Raw genomic sequence first — 25878 nt, forward strand, 5'->3', positions numbered from 1 at the left:
AAAATCTAAGGCGGGGAGGAATAGAAATGGAACGAAAATCGGTGGGATCGCTAGGTGCTGCGGCCATATTGGCTGTATCTTTATTGGCGGGCTGTTCGGGCGGACAGACCGGGCCGGGGCCATCGGGAAAAGACCAAGATACGGGGGATAAAGGGAAGGATAAGGTCGAAATCAGCTTCTGGTACGGCTGGGGAGGACCGGAAGAGCAGGTCATCAAGAAGCTGATTGACAAATTTAACGCCAGTCAGGACCGTATAATCGTCAAAGGAACGTTAGAAGCCGATTACAGCAAGCAGCTTACCGCTATTACGGCTGGCAGTCCCCCGGACGTGGCCTCCCAGTTTGGAAGCAATAGTGTCCCCTATGGTGTGGACGGTGCCATGACGCCGCTGGATGATTATATGAAGAAGAGCGGGGTAGCCGCGACGGATTTTGTTAATGGCGCTCTTGAGCAGAACCAATATGATGGAGTCACCTATGCATTGCCCGTGGCCATGCATATCTCGATGCTGCTTTACAATAAAGATCTGTTGGCTGAGGCCGGTTACGACAAGCCGCCTGAGACAGTTCAGCAGCTTGCCGAATATTTCGATAAGCTGAACAAGATTGAAGCGAACGGCGAAATCAAGCGTCTCGCTATTAATCCGAATCTGCCGATCTATGATTTTGCTTATCTTTTCGGCGGGCGCTTCTATGATGAAGAGAATAATGAAATCACTCCGCAGGACCCCGGTTTTCTGCAAGCAATGAAGTATAACGTAAGTTTGTGGAAGAAGGCCGGGGGCAATGAGAAGCTCAGTCCTTTCTTAAACTCGCTGGGAACGCCCAATACGGTGGACGATCCCTTCTTCACAGGGAAATACGCGATGATGATCGCAGGGGAATGGGTTCCAAGCTTTATCAAGCGGTTCGCACCGCCGAATTTCAGCTATGGCATTGCCCCTCTACCCTACGACGAGAATCATCCGGATAAACAAGGCTCTGTTTCCGTTAACACCAGCACGTTTTATATCCCTAAAGGAGCCAAACATCCGGAGGAGGCTTGGGAATTTATCCGGTGGTTCCTGGAACCGGATAACACGGCCGAATTCAATGCCGGCATAGGCAATCTGCCCCCGGTGCTCAAATCTATTGACAGTGAAGCCTTCGCTGGAGTTCCCGGCTTTAAAGAATATTTGGAAGCTTCCAAAAATCCCAATCTGTTTACATTTCCATCCATGCCCTTCACGCCGCAGTATAGGAATGAAATTGGTGCTGCTTATACAGAAGTGCTCAATGGTAACCTGACTCCGGAGGTGGCCGGCAAGCAAATTGCGGACAAAATGAAGCCGATTCTGGAAAAGTATAAGAAGTAATGGGGGGTCCGCAGCCAAGCTATGAAGGATAATCGCAAGCTACCGGGTAGGGAGAATAAATCCATTTTTCGGCGACGGGCATCATGGGCGGTCATAGTCAGCCTGGTTTTGTTAATATCGGCGGTGCCGTCCAAGGACATTGGCGCTTCACAGAAGCTGGCGGATAAGTATAAAGATGCCCTTCAACTTAAGCCCATTGAATTTACCTCCTACTCCGAGGATCAGTTGCCTGTCTATGCTGCTGTCATCCGTAAGCAGCGGGAGGAAGGAAAAGAAGATGCGAGCGGCACAAGAATCGATATTCCCGCCGTTCAATACAGCAGGTATGGAGACGACGCCGGGAAAGCGCCGCAAGTTAAGACGGGTATAGGGGGAAGTCCCGAGCCCGTCCTGATCTGGCACGAGGAGACGGCTTGGATCGAATGGACAGCGGAGATCGAGAAGAGAGGATTTTATCAAATTGAGGTGACTTATTATCCGATAGAAGGCAAAAGATCGACGATAGACCGCAGCTTGAAAATGGATCGGCAGTTTCCCTTCAACGAAGCCCAGCGTTTGTCCTTCTATCGATTTTGGCAAGACGCCGCAGAACCGGTCCGCAACCGCAAGGGAGACGATGTCCGGCCGAGGCAGATAGAAGCCCCACACTGGGAGACGGTTCGCTTGAGCGATAATGAAGGCAAGCATTCCGAGCCGTTCCGTTTTTACCTGGAACCGGGAAAGCACACTCTGAGAATGGAAATGATCAAGGAGCCGATCGCTTTATCTCAAATTTCGCTGATTCCCCCCGAGGATCCACCGGAATATGCCGACATAAAGCGGCAATACGAAGCGAAAGGCTACTCCCGGACGGAGAATGTAGAAATTAAAATTCAGGCGGAGCAGGCCCGCTATAAAACCGATCCGACCATCCGCAGGGAGACGAACTCCGATCCTCTGGCAGAGCCGGCCGCGGAAGGAAACATCCGTTTGAATGTCATCGGTGATTATCGCTGGCGCAAGGGTGGACAGTCGATCGCCTGGTCCTTCACGGTGCCCCAATCCGGGCTGTACAAAATTGGCATCAAAGCGGGTCAATGGTGGGGGGATGGCTTGCCCGGTTATCGTAAAATCGAGCTGGATGGCCGAGTCCCATTCCAAGAGCTCGCGGAATTTGCGTTTCCCTATGACAAACACTGGAGAATCGAGCGACTAGGCGATGGCGAAGAGGATTACTTGTTTTTCCTTGAGGAGGGCGAGCATACGATACGGATGACGGTCCAATTGGGTCCTTACCGGGAAGTTCTGCAATCACTGATGGAGACGATCCGTCAGATTTCGGATCTCAATCGCAAGATTATTCTGGTGACCGGGACGAAGCCCGATCTCAATTACCGTTACGATCTGGATCGGCGAATTCCAAATCTGCTTGATGATTTGTCTGCGATTACCGAGCAGCTTCGGTTCCAGGTGAACGAAATTCAGCAATTGTCCGGCAAAAATCCGGCGATTGTGCAAAGCTTGAAAATGATCGAAGATCAATTCGAGCGAATGATTCGCAACCCTGACAGTATCCCGGCACAGTTGGAAGATATGACAAACAGTCAGGCACAGCTCGGGAATTGGTTGTTGAGCTTGAAGGAAGCCCCTCTCGTGGTCGATTACCTGATCATTGCTTCTTCCGACACGGCATGGCCGAAGGCTATGTCCAACGTTTTCCAGCGATCGCTCTCAACATTCCAAAACTTCTTGAATTCGTTCACCAAAGATTACAACAGCATCGGAGATGCCTTTGCTGTAGGAGAAGAGGGCGAAGATACCGTCGTTATTGACGTATGGGTCGGCAATGGCAGGGAATGGGCGGAGCTGATCAAAGATTTGGCGGACGAAGCCTTCACCCCTGAAACCGGAATCTCCGTCAACATGAATACAATTCCGGCAGGCCAGCTTGCCGTGGGGGGAGTGAATACATTGCTGCTGGCCGCAAGCTCTGGCAAAGCGCCAGACGTAGCTGTCAGTGTAGACGGGCTGCTGCCGGTTGAGTTCGCCATTCGAGATGCCGTAGTCAACCTTAATCAATTCGCTGATTACGAAGAAGTTTCACAATGGTTTCTGCCCGGCGCCTTAATTCCGTTTCATTATAACGGGGGCGACTATGCCTTGCCGGAAACGCAAGATTTTAACATACTGATCTTTCGAAAGGATATCCTGGCCGAACTGAATTTAGGCATTCCCGATACGTGGGAGGATCTATATCAAATCTTGCCCATTCTCCAAAGAAATGGAATGAATGCCTACGTTCCGCCAGTGATCGATCCGTTCCTGTATCAGCACGGAGGCAACTTCTACAACGAGGAAAGAACCGAATCAGGCTTGTCTTCCGGGGAAGCTTATCGCGCATTCAAAGAATGGACCGATTTGTACACGAATTACCGGATTCCGATTCAAGCCGATTTTTTCAATCGAATGCGCTCTGGTGAAATGCCGATAGGTCTGGCCGGCTATCAGCACTATGTGCTTCTATCCACGGCGGCTCCGGAATTGGCGGGACGCTGGGGAATCGCACCGGCGCCCGGCAGGAAGCAGCTTAACGGGACGGTAGATCGTTCGGCCGGAGGGGCATTGAACGCGGCGGTTATCTTCCGGCAATCGGAGCATCCGAATGAAGCGTGGCAGTTTCTGAAATGGTGGATGAGCAAGGAGACGCAGCAGAGATTCGGACAAGAGCTGGAGTCGCTGCTTGGTGTTGAAGCAAGATGGAACAGCGCCAATGTCGAAGCGTTCGAGGAGCTGCCTTGGCCGCAAGAAGACTTATTGACCTTCCAGGAGCAGTGGAGATGGTTCAAGGAGCCCCCGGTCGTTCTGGGCGGCTACTTCACGAACCGTCATTTGACCAACGCCTGGAACCGGGTTGTAATGTCTGGTATGAATCCGCGGGAATCGCTGGAGCAGGCAGTCAAAGATATAAACCGGGAGCTGAAGGCGAAGCAGGAGGAATATGGCGTTCATTCCTCTCATGACTAAGTCGCAAGAGTTCTTTATGCTAAGCGAATAAGTCTTCGCTGCCAGTCGGCCGGTGATAGGAAGGAGGAATCGGATGACGGGAAAAACCGCAACAGCCAAAGAACGCGCTCTTATTTCCGAAAAAAGGGAGCTGGGCAGATTCGGATTCGCGCACTTACATAGGCATAAACTGCAATACTTGATGCTCGCTCCTTTTGTTCTGCTCTTCACTCTCTTTGTTGTTGTGCCGGTACTATGGTCGATCGGATTAAGCTTTGCCTACTACAACATGCTGCAGCCAGCGCACTGGGTCGGGTTAACCAACTACAAGCTGCTATTTCTGGAGGATGATATTTTTTTGACGGCGGTGAAAAACACTCTTGCTTTTGCTGTCGTCACCGGTCCGCTCAGTTATTTTCTATCCTTCTTTTTCGCCTGGATCATCAATAATTTGAGATTCAGCAATGGCTTCGCTCTTGCTTTTTACGCGCCGTCGATTACCAGCTCCGTCGCTTTATCGGTCGTCTGGCTCTATGTGTTTTCCGGAGACCGGTACGGTTTAATCAACAATCTGCTTATCCATAACGGGATGCTGGAACGCCCGATCATCTGGCTCGGCAATCCGGATACGATGCTGTACGTCATCATGTTTGTATCCCTCTGGATGAGTATGGGCGCGGGCTTCCTCGTCTTCCTCGCCGGCTTGCGTAATGTGCCGACCGATATTTACGAAGCGGGAGCGATCGACGGAATTCGCAGCAGGTTTCAAGAGATGTGGCTGCTAACGCTGCCGATGATGAAGCCTCAATTATTGTTCGGAGCCGTGAACGCCATTGTCAGTTCCTTTGCCGTCTTCGATATCGCCACAGTGTTGGCCGGCATGCCGAGCCCGAACTATGCGGCTCATACAATTGTAGCCCATTTGTATGACTATGCTTTTATCCGTTTTGATCTGGGCTATTCCTCGGCGATTGCCGTGGTGTTGTTTCTGTTCACGCTCACTCTCGGGCGAATCTGCATGCGTCTGCTATCCTCTAAGGATCAGTAGATAATGATCGATTTACTGCACTTTGCAGTAGATGAATAGAAAGGAGGGAACCTGCTTTGTCGGCACTAACCGATCAACTGGTCAAGCCTCTGTGGCGAATGATTCGCCGGGCTCGATTGATCCAACCCAGGCAGATGATCTTGCATCTGGTCATGCTGGTGCTCGTCCTCTTGACCTCTGCTCCAATCGTCTATGTCATTTCTACCGCTTTCAAGCCTCTTGACGAGTTGTTTATGTATCCTCCGCGCTTCTTCGTTATGAAGCCGACTTTCAAAAATTTCAGCGACCTGTTCATCGCCACGGACGGTATGCTGGTGCCGTTCACCCGCTATGTTTTTAACAGCGTATTAACGACAGTGGCGACCGTTATGGGCAGTGTCATTATCTGTTCTATGGGCGCCTTCATTGTATCCAAGTATAAATTGCCGGGAAGCGGTCTGTTGTTCGCGTTAATTATATCCGCTCTAATGTTTTCACCTCAGGTGACGCAAATTCCGACCTATTTCGTCATCTCTAACCTGAATTTGATTGACAGCTATTGGGCCCTTATATTGCCGAAGCTGGCCGTTCCGTACAATTTTTTCCTAATGAAGCAATTCATTGATCAAGTGCCCGAAGCGACGCTGGAGGCGGCAAGAGTGGATGGGACGAACGAATGGACGACGTTCTGGAAAATCGTTATGCCGATTGTTAAGCCGGCCTGGATCACCGTTGTGATCTTTACGTTTATCGCCAATTGGAACGATTTTTTCACTCCGTTGATTTATACGACCAGTGAAGCGATGAAGACTCTTCCATTGGCTATGGCGGGCGTGTCTAACGGCACCGTTGGCCGGATGGGGGCTGCGGCTGCCGGGGCATTCGTCACGACCATCCCGACCATTCTTCTGTTCATCATTCTGCAGCGGCAGGTTATGGACACGATGGCGCATTCCGGTATCAAGTCTTAGCAGAGGAGGGATTGGGTGAAATCGTGGATTCAAAGGATCGGAATAATCGCGCTCGGCTTCATCGTACTCGGGTGGACAGGAGGCTCTCCTGTCTTGGCCGATCCGGCGGAAAGCTATGTGATCGACAAGGAAGGTTATAAGATCCCTTCCCCTCTCGGCTATTCGGTAGAACGGGTGCTCATCGGAGATTATCATTATGGAATGCTGAAAAATCCGGAGGATTTGTTCATCGATGCCGCCGATCGGTTATACATTGCAGATACGGACAACAACCGGGTGGTAATGATGGATAAGTTCGGCAGCATACTGCGGGTCTTCGGCACGAAAGAAGATGGACTTGAGCTGATGACACCGAGAGGTGTGTTCGTAGAGAATGACGGGGACATCTATATCGCGGATTCGGGCAATGCCAGAATCGTTCATTTGTCGCCGGAGGGCGAACTTGTCGAGCAATTTGTTGCGCCCGAATCAGAGCTGATCGATCCGGACTTTCCATTTATGCCAATGAAGCTCGTCATCGATAAAGGCGGAAACCTGTACGTGCAAAGCGGCAACGATTACCACGGGCTGATGGTGATCGACGGCACCAATCGCTTCCAAGGGTATATTGCCCCGAACAAGCTGAATTTTAATCTTCGGGATTGGATTTTGCGGGAGTTCGCAACGAGAGAACAGAGGGAGGCATTGGGTAAAAAAGTGCCGCCCAATCACCGGAACGTTACGATCGATCCGCTGGAGGGACATCTGTATACGGTGATCGAAAATACGGCTTCAGATGAAATAAAGCAGTTCAACTTCGTCGGCATTAATATGTACCCATCCGCCAGATATGGAGAATACAGCGGAAAGAACGGTATTTATACTTCAGCCAATCTGGTGGATGCAGCCGTCGATGCCGGCGGTATTCTGAGCGTGGTAGATTCAAACCAGCGGAAGGTTTACCAATATGATCAGGAGGGCAATAATCTGCTTGTATTTGGAGGTAGAGGAGCCCAAACAGGCTTCTTCCAGGAGCCGGTCGGCATCGACGTTGATTCCGAAGGTCTGTTGTATGTGTTGGACCGGGCCCGGGGTGATATTCAAGTCTTTCGCGCTAACCATTTCGCAAGCCTGGTTCAGGAAGGAAGCCGGCTATTTCACGAAGGCAGATACGAAGAAGCGATGCTGCCCTGGCAGCAGGTGCTGGCGATTCATTCCAATTACAACCTGGCGCACCGGGGAGTAGGAAAGGCGCTCTACAAGCAGGGAGAATGGAAGGAGGCGATGAAGCATTTCCGTTTGGGAGAGGACAAAGCAAATTATTCCAAAGCCTTTCAGGAGTACCGACACGATCTGATGAGGCGGCAATTCGGATGGGTCCTGCTTGCAGCGGGCTTAATCGCGGTTGGATTGTACGTCTCTGTTATCCGGCTTGAGCGCTTTGTCAGGAAGGTAAACATCTCCTCTTCTTGGATACCGTCGTTGGATCATGCCGTGATGGTGCTGTTTGCGCCATCCGAAGCATTCGCTCGTATCCAGAGCCGTCCGCGGTGGACTCCAGCCATTGTCCTTATTCTTATGCTTGTTGCTGCCCGTTTTATTGAAATTTACTTTACAAGCTTTCACTTTGCCGGCACGCGTCCGGAATTCGCCAATTTGTGGCTGGAAACGTCACAAATGGTTGTGCCCTTTGCCGCTTGGGTTGTATCTGCTTGGGCGATTACTTCGATCATGGACGGGGAATCGAAGCTTAAGCAAATCGCTGTCGCTTCCGCTTATGCAATGATCCCTCTGATTATCGGGATAGTACTGTCCACGCTGCTGAGCGGCATTCTAACCTTGGATGAACAAGCTATTTTCGAAGGGGTCCGGGTATGCGTATGGATTTGGACAGGATGGATGTTTCTGATTCAGCTCAAAGAGATGAATGATTATTCATTTGCCAAAACAATCTGGGTAATACTGGTTACCCTGTTTACTATGCTTGCGTTATTGGTCGCTGCTATTTTGTTCTATGTGCTTTTGAACCATATTTTCAAATTTATTAAGGAATTATTTCTTGAGATTTACATCCGAAGCCAGTAAGACAGCAGGAAAGGAGGGGAAAGCTTGATGCCTCGACGTGTGCTGCGATCAATCTCCTGGGCCTTGGTGCTCGGGCTCATGATCTTTTTTATATATGTTCTTGAGAATTATGCGGTCGAACAAGGAGTGATGGGGGAAGGGGCTGGCCAGGCGAACGCCGAATTTCCAAGAGCGATTTTGGAGAAGTTGAACGATCTTTCCGTCTATGAAAAAGTCGCGGATAACGGGAGATTAGCGCTTTATTTTGAACCGGTTACCTCCTCCATCGCCGTAGAGGATAAGGACACGGGAACGGTATGGGCGTCCGCTTCCGATGTTTCCGATGAGGCGGCAGGCGGGAGCCAATTGCTTAAGGACAGCCTGAAATCGCCGTTTAACTTCTCCTATGCCGATATTGGCCGTCCCACCCACGAAGTGGTTACTTCGAACCTGATTTCCAGCTTTCCTCATATCGAAAAGGCAGCGGTTACGGACGGAATAAGCGTTACTTACCGGTTTGATCAACTCAGCTTACAATTTACGATTCAATTCACTCTGGACGATAACCGGCTCGTCGTCTATGTTCCGGTTTCGGAAATTAAGGAGGAAGGAAATTACGCGCTCGTTTCCATCGAACCCGTCCCCAATCTGGCAGCGGGAACAGATCTGGACGAAGGCTATATATTCTACCCGGATGGCAGCGGGGCGATCTCTTATTTTAAAACGAGCCATCCGCAGTACAGGGAGAGGTATTCAGCCCTTGTATACGGCTCGGAAGATATTTTCGGGAAGAACGGACAGCGGGCGGAGAACGCTTATTTGCCAGTGTTCGGTATTCATAAGAACGGACGCGGCTTAGTGGCCTATATTACGGAAGGGGAGTATGAGTCGCGGCTCCACTACTCTCCGAGCGGATACCTCGTTAATGTGAACCGGGCTTCCGCGGAATTCCTCTACCGGCGCGAATACTCTGCAGCCATCCGCAGAGGGGAGTCCGCCAGACGAGTGGAGTCTGAAATAAGGGCCTTCGATCATCGGATGGTCTATCATTTTTTGCCACAAGAGTATTCGGACTATTCAGGTATGGCGGGCGCCTATCGGGAATATCTTCTCCAGGCAGGGAAGCTGCACAAAATCATAGATGAGGCTCAGACGCTCCCCCTCGCGCTTACTCTGTTTATGGGGATAAAGGAGGAGCGCGTACTGAAGGACCGGTTCGTGCAGGCGACAAGCTTTGAGCAAGCGGAACACATCATTCAGGAGCTGAATGCAGCCGGAGTGGAAGAGATGAGCGTTATTATAAAAGGCTGGATGAGAGGGGGATATGGCGACTATCCGGATCAGGCCTCTGCGGCTGCCGAACTGGGTGGGGTCTCTAAGCTGATAAAGCTTACCCGTTCGGCCAAAGAGAGTGGAATCGATCTGTTTCTGAATTTCAACAATATGGATGCGAATTCAAAAAATCTTGGTTTCAAGAAAATGACGGCGGTCATGAAGGACCCCAGCAAGCTGCCGCTGCAAAATTATTACGGAGATTCGTTGCTGCTGAATGCGGCAACGGCCGCAAGCCGGTTCAGGTCCAGTCAAAAGCAGACATTGGCCGGCTACGGCGCAGCTGGTATCGATTTTGCAGGGTATGGAGCCGTAGCTCTTGCGGATCACAGTGAATGGAATCCGTCGACGCGCAAAGAAACGGTCGAGCAATGGCTCTCTATGCTGCAGGAATCGCGTGAGATGAACGGTAAAGCGGCGGTTCAGGGTGGAAATCAATATGTTCTTAATCGGGTCGACCGCATATCGGATCTTCCGCTTGAGGATTCCAGATACGTGTTCACGGACGAAGCCGTACCTTTTTACCCGATGATTGTTCACGGTTACATTCCATACAGCGGGAATATTCCGCTCAATATCCATTACGACCAATCGAAGGGGTTATTGAAATGGGTGGAATACGGCAGCATGCCGTTCTATGAATTAACCTGGCATGAGCCGGATGAGCTTCGTTACACCGAATACCGGAAGCTGTTTAGCTCCGCATTCGAGCAATGGTCGCCTGTGATCGTTGAGCAATACAAAGAGATGAACGAGAGGCTCGGATTCACCTGGAAGCTCGCGATGACCTCTCATCGCAAGCTGGAGCGGGATGTGTATGAGACGACTTATGAGGACGGGACGAGAGTAATCGTTAATTATGGCTCTATTCCTTATGAGGTGGAAGGAACGCAGGTTAAGCCGCTGGATTACGCCGTATTGGTTAAGGAGGTGCGGGAATGAAGCTCGGTTTGGAAAGAAGAAAGATGGTTAGCGGATTTCTCTTTATTTCTCCTTGGTTAGTCGGCTTTATCGCCTTCCTCGTTTTTCCGTTGGTCAAATCCCTGTATATGAGCTTTCGCGAAATCCATGCGGTGGCCGACATGCAAATGACCTTCGTCGGATGGGACAATTATTCCAAAGCGATCTTGAAGGATACGCAGTTTATCCCGTTTTTTTACAACGCGATCCAAGACGCGATTATTGAGATTCCGCTTATTCTCGTGTTTTCTTTCTTCATCGCCACTTTGTTAAATCAGGAGACCGTGGGCCGAATGTTCTTCCGCGGGGCCTTTTTCCTGCCAGTCATTATCGGATCGGGCTTTGTGATGCAGCAACTGCTCGGTCAAGGCATTGGGGGACTGGATGCGGTGAAGGATCCGACGGAAATGATGCGCGAGGGTGTTGCCAACGGGCTGGCGGTTCCCGGGGCTATCGCCATGTACTTGCCTCAAGATTTAGTAGGAACGCTATCTGACATAATGGGAAGGTTAACGATTATTTTCTGGAAGACGGGCATCCAAATTCTGCTCTTTTTGGCCGGGCTGCAGGGCATCTCGGATTCACTCTACGAATCTGCCAAATGCGACGGCGCCACCCCATGGGAAATGTTTTGGAAAATTACGTTCCCGCTAATGACTCCAGTTCTTCTGCTCAACGGCATTTTTACGCTGGTGGACTCGTTCACAGATATGCGTAACAACGTTATGCGCTATATACAGAGGGTCGCTTTCACCAATATCGAGTTCGGCTATGCCGCGGCGCTGGGATGGATCTATTTTCTGCTCGTGTTTCTGCTCATCGTGCTGATTTTTGCCTTAACCCGCAAAAGGGTGTTTTACGCCGGCGACCGATGAGGCGAATGCCAGCCAGCCGGCTCGCCCCGCAAGCCATAAGGAGGTTTAAACATGCAGACTGTTCGCACGAGTGCCCGGGGCCGTAGGATGGCCTTGTCCGTAGAGAGAATTCGCAGGTGGAGAATCGGATACCGAATTTACCGATTGTTCATTTACCTGTTTCTAATCGGACTCTCGTTTGTTTTTCTATACCCGTTTCTGTTTATGATCACGACCTCGTTTAAATCACCGGGAGATCTTGTGGATCCGACGGTGTATTGGCTGCCGAAGCAGTTTAGTCTACAAGGGTATTTCGATGCCTATGCGGCGCTCAATTACTTGCCCTATTTGAAAAACACAGTCGTGCTCACACTGTTCACCGTCACGGGTCAAATGCTGTCCTGTGCGGTCGTCGGTTACGGCTTCGCCCGCTTCCGTTTCCCGGGAAGAGAAATATGGTTTGCTCTCGCCATGTTTACGATGATCGTCCCGCCGCAAACGATTATCGTCCCTATGTTTATTCAATACAAAGAATTAAATTGGATTAATACGATTCTGCCGATGGTCGTGCCAAGCTTTTTTGCTAATGGTCTTCGCGGGGCCTTGTTTATTTTCATTTTCCGTCAATTTTTTCGCGGTTTGCCCCATGAGCTGGAAGATGCGGCCCGCGTAGATGGTTGCGGATCACTGCGAACCTTCATCCGCATCGTCCTGCCTGTGTCTATTCCGCCGCTGCTCGTATCGACCATTCTGTCGGTAGTATGGCACTGGAACGATTTTTTCGAGCCGGCCATCTTCCTGGTCGACCGCGACAAATTTACGCTTCCGATGATGCTGCCTTTCCTCGGGCAATCCTTGAACTCGATGTCGGGCGGCACCGCCAACGCCAACGTAGATCAGGCTACGATCATGGCAGGCTGTATGCTGGTCGTTCTTCCCATCCTGATCCTCTATCTCGAAATCCAGAGATACTTTATGAAGAGTATCGAACGCTCGGGAATTGTAGGCTAAGCGGAACAGATAGAAAACTATATTGTCGGCAATATGATTAACAGTCCATGGAGTGGAGAAATGTCCTCATCTATAGACAAGAGAGCAGCTAACAAAGCAGTCAAGAATGAATGATAACAATACTTTCCCTTTGTGAAAAAAGCTGGATATGCTACGCTGGAAGGAACTATTTATAGGAGGCGATGTTTATGGTTAGCAGTGTATATGTCGTTCAGGGGCCAATTAGAGGGGGAACCGCATCCTTCGCCCTATAAACTGCGTGATCCCCCTCAGAATCTGGAAGGGGTATCCATTTGGACAACCATAAGCAAGTAAATGTGCGGCCGGCGAGAAGCCGCTGTCAGTCGCAGAGTTTTAACCATGGCGTCGAATCCGTCGACGCCCTTTGGACTGCCGTCCAATCGGTTCAACGTATAGGCTTGGATAAGACAAGACCGGTCTGTTCAGGAACAAGCCCTGGCATGGAGGGGGCCGGACATGGAGCTTCCTAGAGAATTACGGCAGGCTATGGAGTCCGAGCTTGCTTCGCGATCCTCCAAGAAGCTTGCTGCTATTGCGGCAAAGCTCTCCGAACGCTATCGTGCCGGCTTGCCGCCGGGCGGCGGCAAGCTCCTGCAATCGCAAGAGGATGTAGCTGCTTATGCAGCGTTCCGGCTTCCGGCAACATATGCTGCGGTGTATGCCGCAGTCGGCCAGGTTCAAGACCGGCTTCCGGGCTGGCATCCGAATACGGTGTTAGATGTAGGGGCCGGACCCGGTACGGCGATGTGGGCTGCAGCCGCTTTATGGCCGCGGCTGATCAATCGGATTACACTTATTGAACGCGAGGAAGACATGATTGACCTTGGCCAACGGTTGGCTGCTCATTCCTCCTTCTCCGCTGTTCAGGAAGCAACTTGGCGGAGGTTCGACCTAAGGGGGAAATGGGCCTTTACTCCGCATGATCTGGTGATCGCATCGTATGTACTGGGAGAGATGCCTTCAAGCCATAGCGAGGCCTTCATTCGCAAACTTTGGGAGACAACCTCTCATACTTTAGTGATAATCGAGCCGGGCACACCGGCAGGGTTTACCCGTATCCGGCAAGCGCGGGAACAACTGCTGGACTTAGGAGGGCAACTAACGGCTCCTTGTCCTCATGACAAGCCGTGTCCAATGTCCGGTCGGGATTGGTGTCATTTTGCTGCGAGAGTATCCCGCTCCCGGCTTCACCGTCAGATCAAAGCGGGCGAGCTGGCCTACGAGGATGAGAAATTTTCCTTCATCAGCATGTCCCGAAGCAGCGGTACGCCGATTCAAGGAAGGGTGATCCGTCATCCTCAGGTCCGCACAGGGTTAATTCGACTCGAACTTTGTACCCCGCAAGGACTTAGGAATACTGTTGTAACCCGGAAGGATCGTGAGCCGTTTCGCAGGGCGCGTAATCTTCGCTGGGGATCGGCAGTATTGGAGCCGGACGATCAGGAGTAGTCAGAGTACGAGTTAGAGAGTATCTGCTCATTTAAGCGAAGGTGTGGTCTGCCTGCGCGTGTTCCTGCAGATTTAGCAGCATCGTTGCCATAAAGAGTCAGACTCCATTATTCCGATGCTCCATGAAAGAGGCAGTTCCCGTTGCGGGAACTGCCTCTTCTGGGTGTGGTAAAAACAACCTTTAAACGCAGACGCTCACCATCGAAGGACCTCAATAGGCGATTCTCATGGAACCCCAATCAAACCTAGTCTATACTGGGTTCATGAAAGCATGTTACATTTTATATAGTCTATGAAGAGGGGCATGAAGTCCTTGAGCTATGTGCTGGATTAGTGGTACGATGGCGGGAATATCGTTTGCCAAGCAGCTATGGACGGAAGTTCTTGCAAGATGAAAAATAAGAAAGAGGGGAAGGCAAATGGCTAGTATCCATACGTTAAGTACAGCCCAATTGAAAGAACGCCGGCAGAAATTACAGGAACAATATAATCGCTTTAAAAGCCAGAAGCTGAGACTGGACATGTCCAGAGGGAAGCCTTGTCCGGAGCAGCTGGATCTTGCCAACGGCATGCTGGAGCTGATTCGGCCCGAGGACGGCTTTCAGGCGAAGAACGGGATGGATACCCGCAATTATGGCGGTCTGGACGGAATTCCCGAAGCCAAGGAATTGTTCGCTCCAATGCTTGAAGTCAGCACACGAGAATTGATCATAGGCGGAAATTCCAGTCTCAGCATGATGCATGATACGATAGCGAGAGCTATGTTTCACGGTGTTTACGGCAGCCTTATCCCATGGGGAAAGCTTCCAGTTGTTAAATTTATAGCTCCAACCCCGGGGTATGATCGGCATTTTGCCATTTGTGAGCTTTTCCATATCGAGATGATAACTGTCGATATGTTGGATGATGGGCCGGATATGGAAATTGTGGAAAAGCTGGTCCGCGAAGACGAAGCCATTAAAGGGATTTGGTGCGTTCCCAAGTACAGCAATCCGCAGGGAATCACTTATTCGGATGAAGTGGTGGATCGACTGGCCTCCATGCCAACGAAAGCAGAAGATTTTAGAATTTTTTGGGATGACGCTTATGCCGTCCATCATTTAACAGAAGAGCCTGATTCGCTGAAAAATATTTTAGCAGCCTGCAAAGAGGCGGGGAATCCGAACCGTGTGTTTCAGTTCAGCTCGACATCGAAGATTAGTTTCTCTGGAGCGGGCGTAGCTATGATGGCAGCGAGTGAATCCAATGTCGACTTTATCCTCAAACAGCTTTCCGTGCAAACAATCGGCCCGGATAAGATTAACCAGCTGCGGCATGTTCGTTTTTTCAAAAGCATGGATGGGATTCAGGAGCATATGAGAAAGCATGCCGCCATTATCCGTCCTAAATTTGAACGCGTATTGAGCATACTCGAGGCCGAATTAGGAGATCGGCAGATGGCCTCCTGGAGCCAACCGAACGGAGGGTATTTTATTAGCTTGAACACGATGGACGGCTGTGCCAAAGCAGTGGTCGAGATGGCGGCAGAAGCAGGGGTCGTGTTGACTAAGGCGGGAGCCACGTATCCATACGGCATCGACCCGCGGGACCGAAATATTCGTCTCGCTCCTACATACCCGTCATTGGAAGAGCTTACGACCGCCATTGAAGTGCTTTGCCTGTGCGTCCAGATAGTGGGCATTAACAAGCTTTTGTCGGATAAGGAAGAGTATAGTGCATGATGAAAGCTTTAGCGGTTCAAGCCTGTGTAGAGGTCCGGAGGGAAATCCAGGGCACCGAAGAAATGATTACGGAAATTTATTATGATATGAAGCTTTTTGAGAACGAAATTCAAGTCAGAAATGAGCGAATTCCGTTAAAGTCGGTTTTCGACATTTCTTATTTCATCAAAGATCGGGAGAAGGATGTCATCGGTTTTCTTTATTTGCATACAAAGAGCGGAGTCCAAACTTACTATGTTAAAGAAAAGCCAATTAAACTAATAGAGATTTACAAAAAACTGATAGCTGACCGCTAGCAGCGCAAAAACACCTGGATGCAGGTGTTTTTGCGGGCTTATGCAGCAGGAAAATTATTGAGGCTTTCGTGGCGAAATAAGTACATTTGTACCCTAATTTTCCTTTTAAGCCATTTATGCGATTAAGGTATAAAAATGAACTCTATTTTTTACATTTATTTCTCTGTAGTTTGGAATCCGGCATGGGAAGTGGAATAGGGGCCTCCCAGGCTCAACCATATAACACATCCGACGCAACCTGGCGAGGGTTGCGTTCTATATTGGATTTCTTAGGGGGAAAATGTTCTTCTGTTAGCGTCCCTATTATTTCCATTGACATCAATTCTAATACAAGTTATGATAATTGCAAATATTCACTTAAACGTATAAGTGCTTAAACGATTAAGTGAGATTCAAAAGGGGGATTAAGCATGTCTAAACGTCTGTTCATCGGCACCATTCTTTCTATTTTTTGCATGGTTTCTGTTTTGAGCGCATGCGGCAAGAACGCCGGCACCGAGACGAGTCCGCCAGCGGCACAAGGTCAGGGTGGTCAACAAGGAGAGGCCGCCAAACCAGGAGAGCTGAAGCCGGAAGAAGGCGCACAGCTGCTTGTTTGGGAATCGAAAGGGCAGGATCTGGACTATTTGAAAGCGGTCGCAGAACAGTTCCAGAAGGAATACGGGGTCCAAGTAAAGGTAGATGCGGTTCCCGCAATCGATTCTGTGAAGAAGCTGACAACGGACGGACCGGCCGGAATCGGCGCCGATGTGTTCTCCGCTCCACACGATCAGCTGGGCAATGCCATTATGGCAGGGCTCGTACTGGAAAATGATGTGTACGACGAAAAAGTGAAAGACGAATTTATGGCATCGGCGATCGAAGGGGTCAGCAACCAAGGCACGTTATACGGATTTCCGACGGCAATCGATACGTATGCGTTGTTCTACAACAAAAGCCTCATGCCGGAGGCTCCGAAAACGTACGAGGACATTGTTAAGTTCGCGGCAACGTACAACGATCCGAAAAACAAGAAGTATGCGTTTATGTGGAACGTCGGCCAATTGTACCAGTCGTATTCGTTTCTTGCCGGATATGGGGGTTATGTGTTCGGGAACAATGGCAGCGATCCAAGCAACATCGGATTAAACAATGAGCAATCGGTCGAAGGAGCCAAATATTTGCAATCGCTCAAACAAATACTACCTGTAAACACAAACGACATTAACGACAATATCATTACGGGTTTTTTCCAGGAAGGGAAGACGGCAGCCGTCATTAACGGACCGTGGCTGCAATCCAGCTTGACCGAAGCAAATTTTGAATACGGCGTTGCGCCACTGCCGCTGCTGCCGTACGGACAGCATCCGGTCAGCTTCTCAGGCATACGCGGGCTGTACGTAAATTCGTATACAAAATATCCCGCCGCGGCCAAATTGTTTGCGAGCTACGCGACAAACAAGGCTAATTTGCTCAAACGATTCGAAATGACAAAGCAACTTCCTCCGAGAAATGATTTGATGGACGATCCGGTCATCACGAAGGACGTCAACGCTGCCGCGTTCCTGGAGCAAGCGAAGCACTCCACCCCGATGCCGTCCATTCCGGAAATGGGCAATGTGTGGGTGCCGGCAGGCACTGCGCTCGCCAGCTTATGGAATGACAATCAAGATCCGGCCGCTGTTTTGAACAGCGCGGTCGATCAAATTAAAACAGCAATCAAGACGACGAAATAAGGCGGATTAACGTATGTACTCCAATCAAGGCGCTTTACGATACCGCACGAAAGCCGCGATATGCTCCGCGGTCTTCATCGGACTAGGCCAGCTCTATAATAGACAGTACGTCAAAGGGCTCTTGTTCATGATGATGACGCAGCTGTTTTTCTGGAACTATTATCCGATAGCCAGCAAAGGCATCTTAGGTCTGTTAACACTGGGGGAAACGCCTACCCGAATTATCGGCGGGAAAATCGTTCAAGGAGATCACTCCATCTTTCTGCTCATCAACGGTCTCATTACGCTGGTTATTGTCCTGCTCTTCCTGGGCTTCTACGTATTAAATATTGTGGATGCACGCAAAAATGGGGAGCTTAGGGACGAAGGGGCCCGCATTCCGGGGATACTCGATTCGTTCAAAAAAGCGAAGTTCCGGCACCTGCCTTATTTGCTGCTGCTGCCAGCCGCCGGTTTCGCACTGTTCGTTACGGTCATCCCGCTGGTGTTCAACGTGCTCATCGCTTTCACGAATTATTCGGCGCCGGCGCACATTCCGGACCGGTCGCTGGTCGACTGGGTCGGCCTCCGGACGTTTGCCGATTTGTTTACCCAAGAGGCATGGCGGTCAACATTTTTCGGCATAACTATCTGGAATATCGTCTGGGCGGCAGCTTCGACCGGTACGACCTTCTTCGGCGGCCTGCTGCTGGCAATGATGGTTAACCATCCGGGTATCCGCTTCAAGCGGTTCTGGAGAACCGTGTTCATCCTGCCGTGGGCGGTACCGCAATTTATTGCGATTCTTACGTTCCGGGTGTTGCTTAACGGATCGTTTGGTCCTATTAATGACATGCTGGCAAAGCTCGGCATCTCACCCGTACCTTGGCTGTCCGACCCGATGATGGCGAAGCTGTCGATTTTGCTCGTCAACTTATGGTTCTCGACTCCGTTTCTGATGGCGCTGATGTCGGGTGTATTAACGACGCTGCCTCGCGATTTGTACGAAGCGGCCGAGGTGGACGGAGCCTCCGGGCGGCACAAGTTTTTCGGCATTACGCTGCCGCTTGTACTGACAGCTACGGCGCCGATTCTCATTATGCAGTTTGCTTTTAACTTCAATAACTTCAACCTGATTTATTTACTGACGGACGGGCAGCCGAACAATCCTGATTATTATTATGCGGGGAGCACCGATATTTTGATTTCGTGGATCTTTAAGATGACGTTAAATCAGAGTCAGTTCAACATGGCTTCGGCGGTATCCATCCTGATGTTTTTGTTCATCGCAGCCTTTTCCATCTGGAATTACAGGCGAATGAAGTCAATACGAGAAGAGGATTTGGTCTGATGTCCATGCTGAAAAATAAACTGGTCGTTGCCGGTATTTATGCGGTTTTTGCCATTCTGCTAGCCGCAATCTTTTATCCGATGCTTTGGGTTGTCGGAACGTCGCTGAATCCGGGGACGACGCTGCTGGTCAGCAACATGTTTCCCTCCGATCCAACGATCGGCCATTACACCGAATTGATCCGCAATACCGATTTTATGCTATGGTACGGCAACACGATCAAGATCGCAGCCGTAAGCGCGGTTGTATCGACAGCTTTGGTATCGTTGACGGCATATGTTTTCTCCCGGTTCCGGTTCGCCGGCAGGAAACTAGGCTTGATTGTGCTGCTAATTTTGCAGATGTTCCCGGGCTTCCTGTCCATTATGGCGATTTTTGTTCTGCTGTTACAGTTAAAAATGCTCGACACTCATCTTGGCATCATTGTTGTGTATGCCGGCGGAGCGGTTTCGATGGGAACATGGGTCATGAAAGGCCACTTTGATACCATCCCCCGCAGTCTGGAGGAAGCGGCCTTTCTAGATGGAGCAACCCATAAGGACATTTTTTTCAAAATCATTTTGCCGTTGTCGCTGCCGGCCGTAACTTTTGTGGCGCTGAACAGTTTTATTACGCCGTTCATGGATTTTATTTTGCCGCAAATTATATTAAGATCGTACGACAAAATGACGCTGGCTCAAGGACTGTACAATATGGTTGCCAACGAAACGAATTCCAGCTTTACCTTATTCGCCGCCGGGGCCGTGCTCGTAGCGCTGCCTATTACGATTCTTTATATGTATTTCCAAAAATATTTGGTTGGCGGGCTTGCATCGGGTGCAGATAAAGGCTGATGGGAGAAATGACGGGGCAGAAAAGAGGCAGCACAACAATTAGAGAATGGATGGAGGGGAGAGATCATGCTCGTTGAAGCGATTTATCACCGCTCTGCGGACAGCTACTGCTACGCTTACGACGACCGTACCGTTCATATTCGGCTGCGCGCCCGGAAAGGCGATCTTCAAACCGTAAAAGCTTTACACGGGGACAAGTACGATTGGAACAACACGGTCACGGAAAAGAATATGCGTATTATGGCGTCCGACGAGCTGTTCGATTATTGGCAGGCGGAGCTGACGCCGCCGCACTTCAGGCTCCGGTATGCATTCGAGCTTATTTCCGGGGGACGGAAGCTGTGGTATACGGAGCAAGGCTTTACAGAGCGCAAGCCGCAAGATCCGTTGACCTTTTTCGACTACCCGTTTATATGGCCGGACGAAGTATTGAAGCCGCCGGCTTGGGTTAAAGAAGCGATTTTTTATCAAATATTTACCGAACGGTTTGCTAACGGCGACTTGTCAAACGATCCCGTCGGAGTTCGCTCCTGGGAGGAGGACAATCCGGGACCGCACGATTATTACGGCGGAGATTTGCAAGGGGTGCTGGACCGGATCGAGTATATTCAGTCGCTTGGCGTCAATGCCGTTTACTTTACGCCTCTATTCGAAGCCAACACCAATCATAAATACGATACGACCGATTATTACCGGATCGATCCGCATTTTGGCGATGTCAGCTTGATGAAAAAGCTTGTTAAAGCCTTTCATGAGCGGGGGATACGTGTTGTGCTCGACGCCGTGTTCAATCATAGCGGCTCCGGGTTCGCTCCTTTCCGCGATGTGCTTGAGAAGGGGCGGGCATCGGCTTATTGGGACTGGTTTCTGATGAAGGACGAACAGCTTGAAGATACAGACAGGCCGCTTTATCATTGCTTTGCGTTCGAAGCGCATATGCCCAAGCTGAATACGGCTAACCCGGAAGTGCGAGATTATTTGCTCGGGGTAGCTCAATTTTGGGTCAAGGAATGTGATATCGACGGCTGGAGACTGGATGTGGCCAACGAGGTCGATCACAATTTCTGGCGCGAGTTCCGCAAATCATTAAAAGCGCTTAAGCCCGACTTTTATATATTGGGCGAAACTTGGCATGATGCGATGCCGTGGCTGCGCGGAGACCAGTTCGATGCTGTGATGAACTATCCTGCAACCGAGGCAGTCCTTCAGTTTTGCGCACAAGACACCATTGATGCTCAAATGTTAGCTTCCCGAATCAGCCGGCTTCTGGCAAGCTACCCGCAGCAAGTAAATGAAGCGGCGTTTAATATTATCGGGAGCCACGATACGCCAAGGGTGCTCACTGTCGCGGGAGATGTACGCAAGGTCATGCAAGCCGCATTGCTGCAATTTATATTGCCGGGGGCGCCATGCATTTACTACGGAGATGAAATCGGAATGACTGGCGGTGCCGACCCCGATTGCCGGAAACCGATGGTTTGGGACGAGGCGCGCCAAGATGCAGTGCTGCTCGGCTTTTACCGCCGGCTTATTGAATTGCGCAAGAAACATCCCGCACTGCAGAAAGGTTCTTTCGAATTTGTTTATGCACATAGCCGCCAGCTAGTCGTGCGCAGAACGCATGCCGGCGAACAGATGTATATTTGTTTTAATCACGAGGAAGCCGGAAAAACGATTACGTTCAATGCGGAACCGGCGGAATCGTTCGTTATGGCAGGCGGCAACGGGACATTTCGGATGGCTGATGGAGCAATAACCGTTACCTTGCCCGGGTTCGGATGGCTTGTATTGGCCGGGGTATCCTTGAGCGCTTGACAAATCAAATAGCGTATGGTTAAATCGACCGAAACGTTTAAGTGAGGGCGGATGATAACGATGAAAAAAGCGACAATCAAAGATATCGCGAAGGCAGCGGGCGTATCGATCGCAACCGTTTCATATATTTTGAACGACGTGAAGACGCAGTCGATTTCCGACGAGACACGCATGAAGGTATTGAAAATCGCGCAGCAGCTTCACTATGTCACGAACCGCAGTGCCCGTTCCTTAAAGCTTCAGAAAACCGGTCTGATCGGCATCTTATTGTTTCGGGATTTGGTGTCTCAGCCGTGGTCGGATTTAAAATACGTCAAAACGCTGTATACGCTCGAACGTTTGTGCGGCGAGCTTGGATATCACGTTATTTTTATGCAGGTTGACGGTGACGCCCCGTCGTATGACATGATCCGGGAGCGAAATCTGGACGGCGTCTTTCTGATTAATGTAGATCAGGAGCGATTTTCGACGGTTTCCCGTTTTTTCGGTTTCGGGATTCCTGTCTTTGTCATTGACAGCTGGATCGAAGATACGTTGTTTCATAAAGTTTTGCCCGATTTTGAAAGCAGCTTCCGGATCGCAGGTACGCTGCTCGGCAGTGCTCCGGATTTCCTTGTGATGGACGCGTACAATAATGCGGAGTTTGTCGATACCATCAAACAACTGTCCGGATTGGACGAAGAACGGATTCATAGATATGAGAGTAAAGAGGGATTGGACGATTTTTTAAACAAGTTCACGGATCGCAAGGGACTTGTCATCAATGAGTTTCTCGCTAATGAAATTGTGCGGACCCGTGGAACTCAGGACCGGATTGCGGTTCTTTGTACAAGCCATTGTCCGGATATTTTGCCGGCTCATGTTGTGAATCTGTCATATGAATTAAACGATTATAAGCCGGTTGTGGGCATGATGAACGGCAATATCCAAGATGCAGATTACAGCAATCATAACAAATTCATTTATTTGTCCGTTACATCGTGACCCCCGGGTATGAGGAGAATGCCAGGTGGATGCATCGCGGTTAATTGAAATTAAAGATTTTCATTCTAAATTATTAAATAACGATCGGGATCTATTTATATATTTGCCCCTAAGTTATGCAAGTGAAGTCGATAAAAGGTATCCGGTTCTGTACATGCATGACGGGCAGCATGTCTTCTTTCAAGATCAGAAGGGCGAGTCGTGGGACGTTCATCTCACCGTTGACCGGTTAGTCGCAGAAGGAAAGATGCGGGAAATAATCGTCGTGGCGATCGCCCATGTGGAAGATGCAAGAATCGCCGAATATATGCATGCGAACCCGGACGGACGCGACGTGTTCGGCATGACGAACCAAGGGGAGCTATACGAGCAATTTCTGCTGCAGGAAGTCAAGCCTTTTATCGATAAGCAGTACCGTACCTTGCCGGACAAGGAGAATACCGCTCTGATGGGATCGTCTGCCGGCGGGCTTGTCTCGTACAATATCGGCTTCCGCCATCCGGACACGTTTGGCATGATCGGCGCGTTATGCCCTTTTTTTGTCAGCGTGGATTCGGCCACGATGGAGGAGCGATGGCTGAGCCAGGTGTATAAGCAGAAGGAGGAGCTGAAGATATGGATGGATATCGGCGATTCTGAAGGCTATACGGTAATGGAAAAGCATGTTCGCCAAGTGGCGGACATCCTTGTCCGGGCAGGCTTTAAGCCGGGAGAGGATTTCATGTTCCATATTGCGGTCGGCTCCGGTCATTCCCAGAAGGATTGGGCCGCCAGAGTTCATGCGCCGCTGCTCTATTTCTTCGGTGAGATCGGCTCGCCGATACGCGCCGAACTGCACGGTCCTAATGTCGTTGGTCTGGAAGGGCAGCGATGCTCGTTGAATGCAGTCGTGCACTACGACAGCGGTTTTATGATGACGGATTTGGACGCCCGCTATGAGGCAGCCAATCCGGAGGTCATTGAGGTCCGTGCAGATGGAACCCTGCTGCCGAAGAAGACTGGCAAAACGACGATAATCTATGCCGGACAAGATTTGACAGCCGGTCTTGATGTTGAAGTCATTCCTCACGTTTCCGAGACGGTTTCTATGGAGATGTATGTGAAGGTACCGGACAACACGCCACAGACGGACAGATTGTATGCCGGGATTGAGCTGCCGCTCGCTCAAGACGGGCTGTTCGGCGGTACGTTCGAGGTGCCGAGAAACGTAGCTTTTATGTTTCGGATATCCCGGGGGCTCGGCAAACATGAGACCGATGGGAAGGGGCATGAGGTTCCGTACCGGAGCTTTAAGGCGGAGGACGGATTGAAGCTGTATTACGAAGTGGAGAATTGGGTAGATATGTCGGGTGTGCGTTTGCAGGGGGGATTGCAATGACGAACAGGTCCACTATTTTACGCATCGAAAATTTTTATTCCGCGAGTTTCGATAACTGCAGAGATTTATTTATCTATTTGCCGCCAAGCTACCGGCAGGATACAACCAGGCGGTATCCTGTGCTGTACATGCACGATGGGCAAAATATTTTTCACCCGGCATTCAACGGTTACTCATGGAACGTGCACGAGACGGTCGACCGGCTCATTGACCTTGGCCGGATGGCAGAAATCATCGTGGTGGGCATCGCAAATATGGGGATGGAGCGGGCCGACGAGTTCACTCATGACCTGGAAGGCGTACAGTTTCGGTCCGATAAAGTGCAAATCCAGCCGAAAGGCCATTTGTATGAAGCATTTGTTATCGAAGAGGTAAAGGCCTACATCGATGCGGTGTTTCGGACCTCGTCAGGTCCGGAGCATACGGCGCTGATGGGGTCGTCGCGAGGGGGGCAGGTCACCTACCATATGGGGTTCCTACGTCCGGATATTTTCGGCAAGCTGGCGATCATTTCTCCGTATTTCTACTGCGTAGACCCCGCCCACGGCACAGAAGCGCCGCAATTGCATGTTTTTCGCCAGAAGCAGCCGTTGTCCAGCATCTGGATCGATCTCGGCGGCCGCGAAGGCACTCTAGTCATGGAGAAGCATGTGCGTGGAGTTGCGGAGCAACTGCTCGAATTGGGTTACACCGCTGACGGCGAGCTGGCGTATTATTGTGACCCGGAGGCCGGGCATGTGGAGAAGGACTGGGCGGCAAGACTGGCCTCGCCCCTCATTCATATGTTTGGGGCCAGGGGTGAGATACAGTCGCTTGCTTTGCACGGTTGCAAGGAGATAAAGCTTGCAGGGCCCGCATGCCGCCTCAATCCGATTGCGAAGTATAAAGACGGGGTTGCCATAACTGTTTTGCGGCCGGCTTATACGGCAGATGACTGTTCGGTGTTGGACGTGCGTGCAGACGGCACGATTGTTCCTAAGCAAGTAGGGGAGACGGAGGTCACGGTTGAATACGAAGGTTTAAAGGCAATTGCAATCGTCCGTGTAACCGCCGATTAGCTTAGCTTGAATCAAACGCCCGAGGTTTAGTAAATGCCCCGGAAGTCATTGATTCTGCATTCGTCCTGGTAGCGGATCGCTCCTATGGGAACAACACCATTTTACATGATACACAACATGGGGGCGGAAGCCTGCAGCCCGGCAGAATTCGTCATTCATGGTGCGAAAAGGATAGCCTTCCTTGTAGCCGACAAAAGGCTCATCTGCCGCTTGGCTTAAACAGATTCTATCCCGCTCCGCTAATCGGTGTCCGCTAGGAACGGCCAAAAACACCTCCTCATTCAATACAGGAAGTGCGCTAATTCCCGGACGTTCAATTGGCATCGCAGTGAAACAAAAATCGATCTCGCCATTCTCAATCAATTGTCCCATATCTTCCATAGAGGCCTGGGCAATGCGAAAGTTGACCTTCGGATACTGGGCCAAAAATGCGCCTACCGGCTCCTGGAAGTTCAAGGAGCCATCGATCTGAATCGATGGTACGCTCAGCCTGAGCTTTTTTGAATTCTGATAAGTGTCCCTTGCCTTTGAAATAAGAGGCGGGGCCCTTTTTTATTTATTCAATTATGGCCAAGGTTTGAATTTGCACGTCTGTTTTGGTATTATTTTTCAAAACTAAGTGAAAATCGTCTATCTATATTGTTGGTATTAATGAAATAGTCTATCGGTTTAACCGGGACCCCGAAAAGTTATGTAAGACCCTATTTTGAAGCTATGCCGACCCTGTTAAGGCGCGGGAGGAT

Annotated in this window: 20 protein-coding genes; 19 read left to right on the forward strand and 1 reads right to left on the reverse strand. The window is 50.3% G+C overall.

What is annotated here, in order from left to right:
- The first annotated feature begins 26 nt into the window (after positions 1-26).
- The 19 genes from KJS69_RS05460 (at position 27) to KJS69_RS05550 (ending at position 25135) form a co-directional block, all read left to right on the forward strand.
- Positions 27-1355, forward strand: coding sequence for an ABC transporter substrate-binding protein (locus tag KJS69_RS05460; protein WP_213582364.1), 1329 nt, complete (start codon positions 27-29; stop codon positions 1353-1355).
- A gap of 21 nt (positions 1356-1376) precedes the next feature.
- Positions 1377-4358, forward strand: coding sequence for an extracellular solute-binding protein (locus tag KJS69_RS05465; RefSeq protein WP_213582366.1), 2982 nt, complete (start codon positions 1377-1379; stop codon positions 4356-4358).
- A gap of 73 nt (positions 4359-4431) precedes the next feature.
- Positions 4432-5385, forward strand: a complete 954-nt coding sequence (locus KJS69_RS05470; RefSeq protein ID WP_213582368.1) for a carbohydrate ABC transporter permease — start codon at positions 4432-4434, stop codon at positions 5383-5385.
- A 56-nt stretch (positions 5386-5441) separates the two neighbouring features.
- Positions 5442-6335: a carbohydrate ABC transporter permease gene (locus KJS69_RS05475; protein WP_213582370.1), complete on the forward strand. Its 894-nt coding sequence runs from the start codon at positions 5442-5444 to the stop codon at positions 6333-6335.
- Between the two features lie 15 nt (positions 6336-6350).
- Positions 6351-8399 carry a YIP1 family protein gene (locus KJS69_RS05480; RefSeq protein ID WP_213582372.1) on the forward strand — a complete coding sequence of 683 codons (2049 nt, stop codon included), beginning with the start codon at positions 6351-6353 and terminating at the stop codon, positions 8397-8399.
- A 27-nt stretch (positions 8400-8426) separates the two neighbouring features.
- The gene (locus KJS69_RS05485) at positions 8427-10652 is read left to right on the forward strand and encodes a DUF5696 domain-containing protein (protein ID WP_249730406.1); all 2226 of its coding nucleotides are present in this window, start codon (positions 8427-8429) and stop codon (positions 10650-10652) included.
- The gene (locus KJS69_RS05490) at positions 10649-11545 is read left to right on the forward strand and encodes a carbohydrate ABC transporter permease (protein ID WP_213582376.1); all 897 of its coding nucleotides are present in this window, start codon (positions 10649-10651) and stop codon (positions 11543-11545) included. The genes KJS69_RS05485 and KJS69_RS05490 overlap by 4 nt, the downstream gene beginning before the upstream one ends.
- Positions 11546-11596: 51 nt before the next feature.
- Complete coding sequence (locus KJS69_RS05495; protein ID WP_213582378.1) at positions 11597-12535, forward strand: carbohydrate ABC transporter permease; 939 nt, start codon at positions 11597-11599, stop codon at positions 12533-12535.
- A gap of 293 nt (positions 12536-12828) precedes the next feature.
- Entirely contained in the window at positions 12829-13026 is a 198-nt protein-coding gene (locus KJS69_RS05500) for a hypothetical protein (RefSeq protein ID WP_213582380.1), read from the forward strand.
- On the forward strand, positions 13013-14005 hold the full coding sequence (locus KJS69_RS05505) for a small ribosomal subunit Rsm22 family protein (RefSeq protein WP_213582382.1): 993 nt from the start codon (positions 13013-13015) through the stop codon (positions 14003-14005). Before KJS69_RS05500 ends, KJS69_RS05505 begins: the two co-directional genes overlap by 14 nt.
- A 419-nt stretch (positions 14006-14424) precedes the next feature.
- On the forward strand, positions 14425-15726 hold the full coding sequence (locus KJS69_RS05510; RefSeq protein WP_213582384.1) for an aspartate aminotransferase type Ic: 1302 nt from the start codon (positions 14425-14427) through the stop codon (positions 15724-15726).
- Positions 15723-16022: a hypothetical protein gene (locus KJS69_RS05515; protein ID WP_249730381.1), complete on the forward strand. Its 300-nt coding sequence runs from the start codon at positions 15723-15725 to the stop codon at positions 16020-16022. The genes KJS69_RS05510 and KJS69_RS05515 overlap by 4 nt, the downstream gene beginning before the upstream one ends.
- Positions 16023-16432: 410 nt before the next feature.
- Positions 16433-17737, forward strand: a complete 1305-nt coding sequence (locus KJS69_RS05520; RefSeq protein ID WP_213582386.1) for a sugar ABC transporter substrate-binding protein — start codon at positions 16433-16435, stop codon at positions 17735-17737.
- A gap of 13 nt (positions 17738-17750) precedes the next feature.
- Positions 17751-19067, forward strand: coding sequence for a sugar ABC transporter permease (locus KJS69_RS05525; RefSeq protein ID WP_213582388.1), 1317 nt, complete (start codon positions 17751-17753; stop codon positions 19065-19067).
- On the forward strand, positions 19067-19900 hold the full coding sequence (locus tag KJS69_RS05530; protein WP_213582390.1) for a sugar ABC transporter permease: 834 nt from the start codon (positions 19067-19069) through the stop codon (positions 19898-19900). Before KJS69_RS05525 ends, KJS69_RS05530 begins: the two co-directional genes overlap by 1 nt.
- Before the next feature lie 66 nt (positions 19901-19966).
- A complete protein-coding gene (locus tag KJS69_RS05535; protein ID WP_213582392.1) occupies positions 19967-21715 on the forward strand; it encodes a glycoside hydrolase family 13 protein in 1749 nt (582 codons plus the stop codon).
- Between the two features lie 60 nt (positions 21716-21775).
- Entirely contained in the window at positions 21776-22699 is a 924-nt protein-coding gene (locus KJS69_RS05540) for a LacI family DNA-binding transcriptional regulator (RefSeq protein WP_213582393.1), read from the forward strand.
- A 25-nt stretch (positions 22700-22724) separates the two neighbouring features.
- Positions 22725-24077 carry an alpha/beta hydrolase gene (locus tag KJS69_RS05545; protein WP_213582395.1) on the forward strand — a complete coding sequence of 451 codons (1353 nt, stop codon included), beginning with the start codon at positions 22725-22727 and terminating at the stop codon, positions 24075-24077.
- Positions 24074-25135 carry an alpha/beta hydrolase gene (locus tag KJS69_RS05550; protein WP_213582397.1) on the forward strand — a complete coding sequence of 354 codons (1062 nt, stop codon included), beginning with the start codon at positions 24074-24076 and terminating at the stop codon, positions 25133-25135. Before KJS69_RS05545 ends, KJS69_RS05550 begins: the two co-directional genes overlap by 4 nt.
- 45 nt (positions 25136-25180) lie before the next feature.
- Here KJS69_RS05550 and KJS69_RS05555 read toward each other — a convergent pair whose 3' ends face one another.
- Positions 25181-25669 (reverse strand): LysR substrate-binding domain-containing protein, encoded by a 489-nt coding sequence (locus KJS69_RS05555; protein ID WP_213583054.1) that lies wholly within the window; start codon positions 25667-25669, stop codon positions 25181-25183.
- Positions 25670-25878: the final 209 nt, after the last annotated feature.

Origin of the sequence: Paenibacillus sp. J2TS4, from assembly GCF_018403245.1 — a bacterium.
In the GTDB taxonomy this organism is placed as follows: Bacteria; Bacillota; Bacilli; order Paenibacillales; family NBRC-103111; genus Paenibacillus_L.